General features: G+C 66.9%; 12 protein-coding genes and 1 rRNA gene. 7 read left to right on the top strand and 6 right to left on the bottom strand.

From position 1 onward, the window contains the following. Positions 1–87 precede the first annotated feature (87 nt). On the bottom strand, positions 88–999 hold the full coding sequence (gene glyQ / locus HFK18_RS05245) for a glycine--tRNA ligase subunit alpha (RefSeq protein ID WP_089237912.1): 912 nt from the start codon (positions 997–999) through the stop codon (positions 88–90). An 83-nt stretch (positions 1,000–1,082) separates the two neighbouring features. Between glyQ and HFK18_RS05240 the strand changes: the two genes are divergently transcribed. The 3 genes from HFK18_RS05240 to HFK18_RS05230 are packed head-to-tail and all read left to right on the top strand — an operon-like array spanning position 1,083 to position 4,599. Next, positions 1,083–2,918: a GspE/PulE family protein gene (locus HFK18_RS05240; RefSeq protein WP_180164879.1), complete on the top strand. Its 1,836-nt coding sequence runs from the start codon at positions 1,083–1,085 to the stop codon at positions 2,916–2,918. After that, the gene (locus tag HFK18_RS05235) at positions 2,890–3,636 is read left to right on the top strand and encodes a glutamine amidotransferase (RefSeq protein WP_180164877.1); all 747 of its coding nucleotides are present in this window, start codon (positions 2,890–2,892) and stop codon (positions 3,634–3,636) included. The genes HFK18_RS05240 and HFK18_RS05235 overlap by 29 nt, the downstream gene beginning before the upstream one ends. Before the next feature lie 51 nt (positions 3,637–3,687). Further along, positions 3,688–4,599, top strand: coding sequence for a BPSS1780 family membrane protein (locus tag HFK18_RS05230; protein ID WP_089237918.1), 912 nt, complete (start codon positions 3,688–3,690; stop codon positions 4,597–4,599). 91 nt (positions 4,600–4,690) lie between these two features. Here HFK18_RS05230 and tatC read toward each other — a convergent pair whose 3' ends face one another. From tatC to HFK18_RS05210, 4 genes are all read right to left on the bottom strand, one after another. Next, the gene (gene tatC, locus HFK18_RS05225; protein WP_176022400.1) at positions 4,691–5,440 is read right to left on the bottom strand and encodes a twin-arginine translocase subunit TatC; all 750 of its coding nucleotides are present in this window, start codon (positions 5,438–5,440) and stop codon (positions 4,691–4,693) included. Beyond that, a complete protein-coding gene (tatB, locus tag HFK18_RS05220) occupies positions 5,437–5,910 on the bottom strand; it encodes a Sec-independent protein translocase protein TatB (RefSeq protein ID WP_180164875.1) in 474 nt (157 codons plus the stop codon). The genes tatC and tatB overlap by 4 nt, the downstream gene beginning before the upstream one ends. Positions 5,911–5,925: 15 nt before the next feature. Beyond that, on the bottom strand, positions 5,926–6,153 hold the full coding sequence (gene tatA, locus HFK18_RS05215) for a Sec-independent protein translocase subunit TatA (RefSeq protein WP_180164873.1): 228 nt from the start codon (positions 6,151–6,153) through the stop codon (positions 5,926–5,928). Positions 6,154–6,227: 74 nt separating this feature from the next. After that, on the bottom strand, positions 6,228–7,118 hold the full coding sequence (locus HFK18_RS05210; RefSeq protein ID WP_099819945.1) for a YSC84-related protein: 891 nt from the start codon (positions 7,116–7,118) through the stop codon (positions 6,228–6,230). Positions 7,119–7,284: 166 nt separating this feature from the next. Here HFK18_RS05210 and hemH point away from each other — a divergent pair, with 166 nt between their 5' ends. The 4 genes from hemH to HFK18_RS05190 all read left to right on the top strand — a co-directional run bounded on the left by hemH (position 7,285) and on the right by HFK18_RS05190 (position 11,489). Beyond that, a complete protein-coding gene (gene hemH, locus HFK18_RS05205) occupies positions 7,285–8,247 on the top strand; it encodes a ferrochelatase (protein WP_180165602.1) in 963 nt (320 codons plus the stop codon). Beyond that, positions 8,244–9,101, top strand: coding sequence for an alpha/beta hydrolase (locus tag HFK18_RS05200; RefSeq protein WP_180164871.1), 858 nt, complete (start codon positions 8,244–8,246; stop codon positions 9,099–9,101). Before hemH ends, HFK18_RS05200 begins: the two co-directional genes overlap by 4 nt. A 127-nt stretch (positions 9,102–9,228) precedes the next feature. Further along, a complete protein-coding gene (locus HFK18_RS05195) occupies positions 9,229–9,378 on the top strand; it encodes a hypothetical protein (RefSeq protein ID WP_165781014.1) in 150 nt (49 codons plus the stop codon). A 14-nt stretch (positions 9,379–9,392) separates the two neighbouring features. Continuing rightward, positions 9,393–11,489 (top strand): methyl-accepting chemotaxis protein, encoded by a 2,097-nt coding sequence (locus HFK18_RS05190; protein WP_180164870.1) that lies wholly within the window; start codon positions 9,393–9,395, stop codon positions 11,487–11,489. A gap of 402 nt (positions 11,490–11,891) precedes the next feature. On the opposite strand, the gene rrf is transcribed toward HFK18_RS05190, so the two are convergent. Further along, a 5S ribosomal RNA gene (gene rrf, locus HFK18_RS05185) occupies positions 11,892–12,006 on the bottom strand. Positions 12,007–12,185: the final 179 nt, after the last annotated feature.

Raw genomic sequence — 12,185 nt, 5'->3', positions numbered from 1 at the left:
GGTTCGATCCTGTGGTGGGGGCGCAGCGCGCGACGCGGCCGGCGCCCCTGGGGTAGTAGGTGAAACGCGTGATGGGAGAACGGGCCGTCAGGCCTTCTTCGCGCCCGGGAAGCCCAGCTTCTCGCGCTGCTCGTAGTAGGCCTTGGCCACCGCCTGCGCCAGCGCGCGCACGCGCAGGATGTAGCGCTGGCGTTCGGTCACGCTGATCGCACGGCGCGCATCCAGCAGGTTGAAGGTGTGGCTGGCCTTCATCACCTGCTCGTAGGCCGGCAGCGGCAGGTTCACTTCCACCAGCTTCTGCGCTTCACGCTCGCAGGCGTCGAAGCGGTGGAACATTTCTTCCACGTCGGCGTATTCGAAGTTGTAGGTGCTCTGCTCCACCTCGTTCTGGTGATAGACGTCGCCGTAGGTCACTGGCTGCCCGTCCGGGCCGTAGGTCCACACCAGGTCGTAGACGTTGTCGCAGTTCTGCAGGTACATGCACAGGCGCTCGAGACCGTAGGTGATCTCGCCCAGCACGGGCCGGCATTCCAGGCCACCGGCCTGCTGGAAGTAGGTGAACTGGGTCACCTCCATGCCGTTGAGCCAGACTTCCCAGCCCAGGCCCCAGGCGCCCAGCGTCGGCGATTCCCAGTTGTCCTCGACGAAACGCAGGTCGTGCACCAGCGGATCGATGCCCACCGCCTTCAGCGAATCCAGGTACAGCTGCTGGATGTTGTCCGGCGCCGGCTTCATCGCCACCTGGTACTGGTAGTAGCGCTGCAGGCGGTTCGGGTTATCGCCGTAACGGCCATCGGTCGGACGCCGCGAGGGCTGCACGTAGGCCGCATTCCAGGTTTCCGGACCGATCGCACGCAGGAAGGTGGCCGGGTGGAAGGTACCGGCGCCCACCTCCAGGTCGAGCGGCTGGATGAGCACGCAGCCCTGCTGGGCCCAGAACTGGTTCAGGGTCTGGATCAGGCCCTGGAAGGTGATCGGAACGGTCGGGGTCGCGGACATGCGGACGAGTCTTGGCCGGCAAAGGGGTGCGCTAGTATAACGGCCGACCTGCGGGGCATTCCGTACCCGGAAGGAGCAGGTGGATGGAACATCGGCTGCCCACGGGCACGCCCGGCGAGCCTGGTGCGGTGCCGTTGCCGCCCGGTCGCCTGCAGTTCGAACAGGTTGCGGCGGCCCTGCTGGCCGATGGCGTGGTGGCTGCGCACGAGCGCGAGCGCATCCGTTTTTCCGCGCAGGGCGCCCGCAATGCCAGTGAAGTACATCCGCTGGTGCTGCTGTCCAACCTCAAGCTGGCCGCAAGCGACGGCGGCGACCTCAATCTGGAACGCCTCACCGAGTGGCTGGCCCAGCGCACCGGCAGCCGCTACCTGCGCATCGATCCAACCCGGGTCGACGTCGCTTCGGTCACCGCCGTGGCCTCGCACGCCTACGCGCGCCGCCATCGCTTCCTGCCGCTGGCGGTGGATGGCGAACGCGTGCTGGTGGCCACCAGCGAGCCGCTGGCCCAGGAATGGCTGCGCGACCTACAGCACCTGACCCGGCTGCGCATCGAGCTGGCGGTGGTCAATCCGCTCGACCTGCACCGTTACACCATGGAGTTCTTCGGCGTCACCCGCTCGGTGCGCGGAGCCCGTGGCGACGTGCGTGGCGAGGCCAACACCACCCTGCCCAGCTTCGAGCAGCTGGTCGAACTGGGCCGTACCGGCGACGTCAATGCCGACGACCAGCACATCGTGCACATCGTCGACTGGCTGCTGCAGTACGCCTACGAACAGCGCGCGTCGGACATCCACCTGGAGCCACGCCGCGACATGGGCCGCATGCGCTTCCGCATCGACGGCGTGCTGCACAAGGTGTTCGAAGTGCCGCCGGCGGTGATGACCGCCGTGGTCAGCCGCATCAAGGTGCTGGGACGCATGGACCTGGCCGAGCGCCGGCGCCCGCAGGATGGCCGCATCAAGACCCGCTCGCCCGGCGGCCGTGAAGTGGAAATGCGCCTGTCGACCATGCCGACCGCCTTCGGCGAAAAGTGCGTGATGCGCATCTTCGACCCGGAAGCGGCCTTCAAGAGCATCGACCAGCTCGGCTTCAGCCCGCAGGAAGCGGCCGGCTGGACCGCCCTGGTCGAGCGCCCGCACGGCATCGTGCTGGTCACCGGCCCGACCGGTTCGGGCAAGACCACCACCCTGTATTCCACCCTGAAGCGGCTGGCCACGCCGGACGTCAACGTGTGCACGGTGGAAGACCCGATCGAGATGATCGCGCCGGAATTCAACCAGATGCAGGTGCAGACCAACATCGACCTGGACTTCGCCAGCGGTGTGCGCACCCTGCTGCGGCAGGACCCGGACATCATCATGATCGGCGAAATCCGCGACCTGGAAACCGCGCAGATGGCGGTGCAGGCCTCGCTGACCGGCCACCTGGTGCTGTCCACCCTGCACACCAACGATGCGCCCTCGGCCATCACCCGCCTGCTCGACCTGGGCGTGCCGCATTACCTGCTGTCATCCACCGTCAACGGCATCCTCGCCCAGCGCCTGGTGCGCACCCTGTGCCCGCACTGCAAGCAGCCGCACACCCTCGGCAGGGCCGATTGGGCGGTGCTGGCTGATAGCGAAGCTGCATATCCAGATGCCGCCACGCCCTGTCGGCCGGTCGGTTGCCTGGAGTGCCGGCGCACCGGATTCCTCGGCCGCATCGGCCTGTATGAGTTGCTGCCATTGGGCTCGCGCCTGCGCGGGCTGATCCGTGCGGACATGGATCTGGCCGGTTTCAACCGCGCCGCGCGTGCTGAAGGCGTGCGAACCCTGCGCCAGGCCGGGCTTGAAAAGGTGGCACAGGGGCTGACTACAATCGAGGAAGTCCTGTCAGTACTGCCTCCCCCGGATGAATCCAGCGCCCTTCCTGATCCTTGAAACCGGCCGCCCCGTGCCGTCGCTGCGCCGTTACGGGCGCTTTCCGCACTGGATCCGGGTGGCCGCCGGCCTGGAAGAACACGAGACCGTGGTGGTCGACGTCGAGCATGGCGCCGACCTGCCCGATCCACGCAACTTCGCCGGCGTGCTGGTGACCGGCTCGGCCGCATTCGTCACCGACCACGCCGAATGGAGCGAGCGCAGTGCCGCCTGGCTGCGACAGACCGCGCACGACGACGTGCCGGTGTTCGGCATCTGCTACGGCCACCAGCTGCTGGCCCACGCGCTGGGCGGCGAAGTGGCCTACAACCCCGCCGGGCGCGAATCGGGAACGATTGAACTGGCACTGGACCCGCAGGCCGCGCAGGACCCCTTGTTCCAGGGCCTGCCGAGCCACTTCCCGGCCCACGCCACCCATCTGCAGACCGTGCTGCGCGTGCCTGAAGGTGCCGCCGTGCTGGCACGCTCGCCGCTGGATGGCTGCCACGCCTTCCGCTGGGGCCGCCAGGCCTGGGGCGTGCAGTTCCATCCGGAATTCGCCACCCACCACATGCGTGGCTACGTGCGCGCGCGCGCCGACTGCATCGGCCGACATGGTGGTTGTGCGCGCAGCATCGAGCGCGCGGTCAGCGCCGCCCCGCTGGCCCGCCAGCTGTTGCGGCGCTTTGTCCGCCAGGCCCGGCTGTCTTCAGCCCAGCCGGTGGCAAAACAGGGATAATCGGCGGCACGGGCACACCGCCCGGCCCCTCCTGTCCCTCCCCGGATGTCCATGAAAGAGATTCGCAAGCTGCCAGCCTCGGCGGGCGCCCAGTGGTTGCTGGATACGTTCTCGCTGTATCGGCGTGCGCCGCTGCAGCTGGCCCGGATCGGCCTGACCTGGCTGCTGGTGAACTGGGTGGTCACCCTGCTGGGGACGATGCTGCCCGGCACCGCCGGCCTGGCCCTGCAGATGATGACGCTGGTGATCTCACCGGTGATGTTCGGCGGCATGCTGTACGCCATGGGTGAGATCGACCAGGGCCGTCCCGGCCTGGCCACCCATCTGCTGCAGCCGATCCGCGACCGCCGTGTCAGCCACCTGCTGGTGCCGCTGGCGATCCAGGTGCTGGCCGTGCTTCTGCTCGGCGCGCTGCTGTACCTGATGATCGGCCGCGAGGGCTTCACCGCCTTCAGCGACACCATGACCAAGATGCAGGAACTCGGCCGCAGCGGGCAGCAGATCAGCCCGGAAACCGCCGCCGAACTGGTCGCCAACCTGCCGGCGCAGCGCATCGCGCTGTGGATGCTGCTGGTGTTCTGCACCGCCGTGGCCCTGACCCTGGCGATGTTCACCCAGCCGGCACTGGTGGTGTTCGACCGCCAGAGCGGCATGCACGCCCTGCGCCTGAGCCTGCAGGGCTGCATCGAGAACATCGGCGCCACTGCCGTGTTCACCGTGCTCGGCCTGATCGCCGCGTTCTGCGTCTATGTGCTGTTCGTGATCGTGGTCCAGCTGGGCATGCTGATCGGCGGCCCGCTGGCGGCGGCATTCATCGCGCAGCTGGTGTTCACCACGGTGCTGATGCCGCTGTATGTCGGCGCGGTCTATGCGGCCTGGAAGCAGATGTTCGTGCATCGCGGCAGCCGCGGCGCACCGCCGGTGCCGCAGTCGCCGCCTGCCAACGACGTCTTCCACGCCTGAGCAGGCGCTCAACGGTAGCGCCGGGCCAAGCCCGGCGGATGGATGTCACCTCGCCCCTCGAACGCCGGGCATGGCCCGGCGCTACCGGGAATCAGGCCGCAGGCTTCTTGACCGCCGAAGACGGCACCAGCCAGCGCGCGGCGTGGATGCCCAGCTCGTACAGCAGGCACATCGGGATCGCCAGCATCAGCTGCGACACCACATCCGGCGGGGTCAGGATCGCAGCGAGCACGAAGATGCCGACGATCGCGTAGCCGCGCCCTTCCTTGAACTGCTGCGGCGTGATCCAGCCCAGCAGCACCAGGATCACCATCGCCACCGGCAATTCGAAACTGCCGCCGAAGGCGAAGAAGATCGCCAGCACGAAATCCAGGTAGGCGTTCGCATCCGGCGTAATCGCGATCACTTCCGGGCTGAAGGTAGTGAGGAAGTGGAAGACCGCCGGCAGCACCAGGAAATAGGCGAAGGCGCAGCCGGTATAGAACAGCAGCACCGACGAGACCAGCAGCGGCATCGCCAGGCGCTTCTCGCGTGCATACAGGCCCGGCGCGACGAAGGCCCACAGCTGGTACAGCAGCCACGGCACGGCCACGAACAAGGCCACGAAGAACGTCAGCTTCAACGGCGCGAAGAAGGCGCCGGCCGGGTTGGTGGCGATCATCGTCTGCCCGTTGGGCAACTGCGAGATCAGCGGCTCGGCCAATGCGTTGTAGAGCTTCTGGGTGAACGGCAGCAGGCCCAGCAGAACCACGCCCAGCCCCAGAAGCGCACGCACCAGGCGCGCGCGCAGTTCAACCAGGTGTTCCACCAGCGAGCTTTCGCCGAAGTCGTGTTCGCTCATGACGGGCGCTCCGTGCGGGCAGGCGCTTCGGCCGCGGCATCAGCAACGGCATCGCCTGCGGGTTCGACGGTGGTGGGCGCATTGGCAGCACCTTCCGCCGAAGCAACCACCGGCCCGGTCGCCTCCACCAGATGGGGGGGCTGTTCGGCCGGTGCCGGTGCACGCACCTGCTGCGCCAGCGTGTCGCTGTGCTGTTGCATCTGCTCGGCCTCGCGGCGTACGGCTTCGCCGCTGGCACGCAGCTGGTTCCCGGTGTCCTGCATGCCCTGGCGCACGTCCTGCATCTGCCGCTTGATGTCTTCGGCCTGCAGTTCGCGTTCCAGTTCCTGCTTGACCGAATCCCATTGATTACGCGCGCGGCGCACCCACAGCCCGGCGAAGCGGGCCGCCTTGGGCAGGCGCTCAGGTCCGAGCACCACCAAGGCGACAACCGCGATCACCAGCAGTTCGCTGAAGCCGATATCAAACACCGCAACCGCTCCGGATCAACGCGCGTTGCGGTCGTGCTCGTCCTGCGCGGTGCGCGAGGCGTCCTGGCTGCGCGACTCATCGCCCAACTGTGCGTTCGGCTTGTCTTCGTCGTGCATGCCCTTCTTGAATTCCTTGACCGCCGAGCCGAGATCCTTGGCACCACTGGTCAGGCGCTTGGTGCCGAACACCAGCAGGACGATGACGAGCACGACCAACCAATGCCAGATGCTGAAACTGCCCATAAGTCGCTCGTTACGTTAGTGATCAGATTGCCGAGCATAGCGCACCGGCTGTAAGCCGGCGCGCGTGACGAAAGTCAGTTGTTGCCCAGCGTTTCAGTGCGGATTTCACCGTCATTGACCGGCTGGAAACCCTGCTGGGCCGGTGGCGGGGTCTGCGGCACGGCCTGCAACGGCGCCGTGGTCGCTTCAACCGGTGCCGCAGGTGCTGCCTGAACAGGCGCCGGGGCGGGCGCTGCAGCGGCGGCCGGACGCGGTGCGTCATTGCCACCGTTGCGGTTGTTGCGCGCCGCGTAGGTCGCCTCTTCCAGGCGATCACGGAAAGCGACCACATCCATTGACGGCGAGCCAGCCGCGCGTCCCTCGAAGATCATCCGCGGCGTCGTGTTGCTGCCGTAGGCATCGAGATTGGCGGCATCGTCGATCTGCAGGATCGCACCATCCAGGGCAACGCCTGCGAACAGGCCGCGGGCGCGCGACCACGACCAGATTTCGGCCTTCAACTGGCCATCGGTGGCGGCGGCGGCATTACGGCCCACCGGACCGGCGGCCACGCCGGCATCGGCGCCGAGGGTGAACTTGCCGTTGACGAGATTGTCCAGGCTGCGGTCGTTGCGGAACACCAGCACAACGTCGGAGGACTGCACGCCAGCCTGGAAGCCGATGCTGCCGCCGGTGAGCTTGATGAATACCGGGTTGGACCACGCACCATTGGGCATGCGCACCGACATCAGGCCGTGGCCACGGCGTCCGCCGATCACCAGACCGGCCTTGATCGTGTCGGGAATGACGATGACCGCGCGGCCTTCGTCGAGCAATTTGTCCGGAATGCCCTGTTCAGGGATTCCCTGGATTTCAGCCAATACACGCACCGCGTTGCGGGCGCGCTGGTCTTCCTGCGGTCCGGCCATGGCCTGGCTGGACAGCAGGCTGGCGGCGATCAGCAGGGCTTGGATCGGGCGACGCATGGCAGGCTCCAGAAGTCAGTCCATAGGAAGATATAGCAAGTGACTGAAATTAGTAGTGTTGTGATGAATCCCCAATGAGCGTTGCCTGCTCATATTGGGCTCATCAATGACACCGATGCGAACCCTGCATGCCGACGTGACGATGGAATCGGCGACAATACCGCCCATGCTCGACGCACCCGATACCGCCGTACTGGCGGTCAACCTAGGCACGCCCGAGACGCCGACGGCTCCCGCTGTTCGTCGTTACCTGGCCGAATTCCTGTCCGACCCGCGTGTGGTCGCGATACCCGCACTGCTGTGGCAGCCCCTGCTGCGCGGCCTGATCCTGCCGCTGCGCAGTGGCCGTTCGGCCGCCAAGTACGCCCAGGTGTGGCTGCCGGAAGGCTCGCCGCTGATGGTCCACACCCGCCAGTTGGCGCAGGCGATGCAGACGCTGCTGCCGACGCTGCGCGTGCGCCACGCGATGCGCTACGGCGAACCGGCGCTGACCACCGAGCTGGATCGGCTGGCCAGCGAGGGCGTGCGCCGCATCGTGGTCTTGCCGCTGTATCCGCAGTATTCGACCACCACCACCGCCTCGGTCGAAGACCGCGTGGATGCGTGGCAGCGCAGGAACCCGCAGGTCACCGTCAGTCTGGTGCAGGACTATTCGATCGATCCCGACTGGGTTGCCGCCGTCGCCGGCTCGATCCAGCGCTATTGGCAGCAGCAGGGTCGCGGCCAGAAGCTGATGTTCTCCTTCCATGGCATTCCGCAGCGCCTTGCCGATGCCGGCGATCCCTATCCGCAGCGCTGCGAGGCCAGTGCACGCGCGATCGCCGCGGCGCTCGGCCTGGGCGCAGACGAGTGGCAGCTGGGTTACCAGTCGCGCTTCGGCCGCGAACGCTGGCTGCAGCCCTACGCCGAACCCAGCCTGTGGGAGCTGGCCGAAGCGGGGGTGAAACAGATCGATGTGGTCTGCCCCGGATTTGCCACCGACTGCCTGGAAACACTGGAAGAAGTCGCCATGGGCTTCACCGAGACATTGGCTGAGCGCGGCGCGCAGATGCGTTACATCCCCTGCCTCAACGCCGAACCGGAACACGCCCGCGCATTGGCTCGGCTGGCCGTGGCCTCGCTGGCATGACCCTGCAGCCGTTTGAGCTGCAGGTCGCAGGCGTCCGCGTGGCCGGCCTGCGCCGTGCGGGCGACGGGCCGCGCGTGCTGGCCCTGCACGGCTGGCTCGACAATGCGGCCAGCTTCGTACCGCTGGCGCCGCATCTGCCACAACTGGATCTGGTGGCGATCGACCTGCCCGGACACGGCCACAGCGCACATCTGCCCACCGGTGCGGTGTACACGACGCCGGCGGCGATCACCCATGTGCTCGATGTCGCCGACGCGCTGGGCTGGGACCGGTTCACCCTCATGGGCCATTCGATGGGTGCCGGCATCGCCAGCCTCACCGCGGCGGTCAGTGATCGCATCGAACGCCTGGTCGCCATCGAGGCGCTCGGCGGCCTGCGCGGACCGGAAGAAGACACCGCCAGCCGTCTGCGCGAACACGTCGATGCCACCCGCGCACTCGCGCGCAAGCAGCTGCGCGTGTTCCCCGATCTGGCCGCACCGATCCGGGCGCGGATGATGACCAACCAGCTCAGCGAAGGCTGCGCGCGCCTGCTGGTCGAACGCGGTGTCGAGCCGGTCGAAGGCGGCTATCGCTGGTGCAGCGATCCGCGCCTGATGCTGCCCACTGCGATCCGTCTCAGCGAAGGCCAGATCGACAACCTGCTGCAGGCCATCAGCTGCCCGACCCAGGTGATCTACGCCACGCCTGCGCAGTCGTACTATCCCGAGCCGATGCGCAGTGAGCGCCTGCAGCACCTGCGTGATGGCCGCCTGGCGGTATTCCCCGGCAACCATCATCTGCACATGGAACACCCGGCACAGCTTGCCGCGGTCATCGATGCATTCCTGAGCGGAAACGCCAACGCACGCTGACCATCGTCGGCTGCGCGCACTTCACTCTTCGCCAGTGCGGCCGATAGAACGGTAGTGGGCCCCTGCGCCCACAGCACGCAGGCCCTTTGTGCCTGCGGCTCGTTCCTGGTTCTGCAAGGAAGACCGCATGTCCCGTCTGCTGCACCGTCATCCACAGGATGTGGTCACGGTGTCTGTCCTCCGCGTCGCAGCCTGCGCCGCATTCCCTGAATTTCCCGACCCTGCCGTCGTTGCGCTCGTCCGCGCAGCGCGTTGCATGGCCGCTGCCGTCCGTTGATCCAGGAGTTGCCGATGTCCATTGCGTCCTCCCGCCCGCCCGACCAGGGCCGTGTCCCTTATCTGCAACAGCTGGCACAGCGAGGCGATCGTCGCCTGCTGCTGGGCAGCGTCGTGTTTGCGTTGATCGGCCTTGTGCTGGCCGTGCGCGGTACGTCGCTGCCCGCCGCGAGCGCCGTTGCCGCTGCGGTGCTGCCAGCCGCCTGGCTGGGCTGGCGCCAGGCCGGCCATGTGCTCGCGCGCAACGGCCTGGCCGTAGCGCTTTCACTGCAGTTGAGCCTGCTCTGCCATATCAGCGGATTGAATGCCGCATTGCCCATCGCGCTGCTGCTGGGCGTGCTGCTCATCCAGCGTGACCGCATGCCGTTGTGGCTGGCCGGCGCGGTGGGTCTCAGTGCGTTGCTGGCGCCGTTGCTTGATGGGGCGACCGTCCTGCCACCACTGTTGAATGCCACGGCCCTGGCAGTGCTGACGCTGGTGCTGGGGCAGACCGCCGCACGCCTGCGTCAACAGAGCGAAGCGCTGGGTCACGGACCGCACCGCCTGGCCGCACTGGCACGCGACATCGCCACGGGCGCCGACCTCGGCGCACACAGCGATGCACGCAACTACGCACCCGGTTCACTGGCCCACGCGCTGGCCGATACCGCACGTCATGTGCAGGCGCAGCGCGGCCGCGAAGCCGAAGCACATGCCGAAAACGCGCAGATCCGCCAGGCACTGGATGCCTCGCGCACGGCGATGATGATTGCCGACAACGATCACGTCATCCGCTACGTCAACCGCTCGGTGGTGGCGCTGCTGCGCAACCAGCAGGCCACGCTGCGCCAGGCGTTCCCCGATTTCGACGCAGAGCGGCTGGTCGGCAGCAGCATCCATCGTTTCCATGCCAACCCTGACCGCATCCGCGGCATCCTCAACGGGTTGCAGGCGACGCACAACGGCAAGGTGCGGATCGGGCCGGTGCATTTCGCGCAGGTGGTCACCCCGGTGTTCGATGCACAGGGCGCGCGCCTGGGCTTTGCGGTGGAATGGCATGACCGCACCCATGAACTGACGCTGGAGAATGCCGTTGCCGGGATTGTCGATGCCGCCGCGCACGGTGATCTCGAACAGCGCCTGCAGGCCAGCGAAGGCGCCAGCTTCCTCGACGGCCTGACAGGGGGCATCAACCAGCTGCTGGACACCCTGGGCAGCACGGTCGACGAAGTTCGGCAGATGCTCTCGGCGATGGCCAACGGCGATCTCGACCGCCGCATGCAGGGCGAGTATCACGGCGCGTTCGCCGCCATCCAGCGCGATGCCAACGCCACTGCCAGCCAGCTGGCACGCATGGTCGGGCACATCCAGCACTGCGCCACCACCATCAGCACGGCCGCCAGCGAAATCGCCGCCGGCAACGGCGCCCTGTCCGAGCGCAGCGAACGACAGGCTGCGCATCTGCAGGAAACCGCAGCCTCAATGGAGGAGCTGACCGCCACCGTGCGCCAGAATGCAGCGCATGCGCGTCAGGCCAGTGAGCTGGCCGCCTCCACCCAGGGCGCAGCAAGTGATGGCAACCACGCCATGCAGCGGGTGGTCGACACCATGCAGGCCATCGAAGGCGCGTCGAAGCGGATCGGCGACATTACCGGCGTGATCGACGGCATTGCCTTCCAGACCAACATCCTCGCGCTCAACGCAGCGGTCGAAGCGGCACGCGCCGGCGAGCAGGGGCGCGGGTTCGCGGTCGTCGCCAGCGAGGTCCGCGTGCTGGCGCAGCGATCGGCGGCAGCCGCCCAGGAGATCAAGGTCCTCATCGACGAGGCAGGTCGTCAGGTCGGCGAGGGCGCCCAGTTGGTGGCCGATGCCGGACAACGCATGCAGGGCATCGTCGGCGGCGTAGAGAACGTAAGCCACCTGATGCGCGAGATCTCGGCGGCATCGCAGGAGCAGTCCTCCGGTATCGAGCAGATCAACCAGACGGTGGTGCAGATGGACCAGGCCACACAACAGAATGCGGCCCTGGTGGAAGAAGCCACCGCAGCAGCGCGGGAACTGCAAGCGCAGGCAGGTGAATTGAACCAGGCGGTATCGGTGTTCCGGCAGCGCGAGGCCGCGTTGATCGACTGAGTCGACCCTGCGCCATGCTCCATGGAAGGCGGCGCCCGCAGGGCGCCGCCTTTTTGTTGGGCGCGGTTCGCGGCAGGGTTCGTTGGCTCAACGGGTACGAAGGCAGTCCATTCAAGGCTGCCCGGCACACGATGATGAAGGCCGAGGGCACCTGCCGTTGCGGCGAAGTAACTCTGCCTGCCGTTGAGCTCTACAGAAAGCGGCGCCCCTGGGCGCCGCTTTCTTATGCTTGGTGCCGACCATTTGCGTGATGCTGGGCACCGGTAGTGCCGGCCGCTGGTCGGCAACCCCATGAACCTCACGCAGCTGCACGTGACTGCCGGCCAGCGGCCGGCACTACCGCGGTTTACGACGGACAAAGAAAAACCCCGCTGCGTGAGCAGCGGGGTTTTTGGGTATAAACCCTGGCGATGACCTACTCTCGCATGGCTTAGGCCACACTACCATCGGCGCAGCTACGTTTCACTTCCGAGTTCGGGATGGGATCGGGTGGTTCCATAGCGCTAATTTCACCAGGGAGGCGGTTGGAGTGTCGCTTGGACGTCGCGTCTTTGCAGGGAGCGGGCATGGTGATGCCAGCGTTGCAAAGAGACGCGCCTGAGCGCCTGCCTCTCGTTTGGTCTTGTGACGTAGCGTGCACTTGGATCTATCGACATGTCATGTCGGCCAAGGCAACTTGAGGTTATATGGTCAAGC

Source organism: Stenotrophomonas sp. SbOxS2 (genome assembly GCF_013416715.1).
Classification (GTDB): Bacteria; Pseudomonadota; Gammaproteobacteria; order Xanthomonadales; family Xanthomonadaceae; genus Stenotrophomonas; species Stenotrophomonas lactitubi.
Note: the sequence above shows the minus strand (reverse complement) of the source record. Positions and strands in the feature narration are given on the sequence as shown.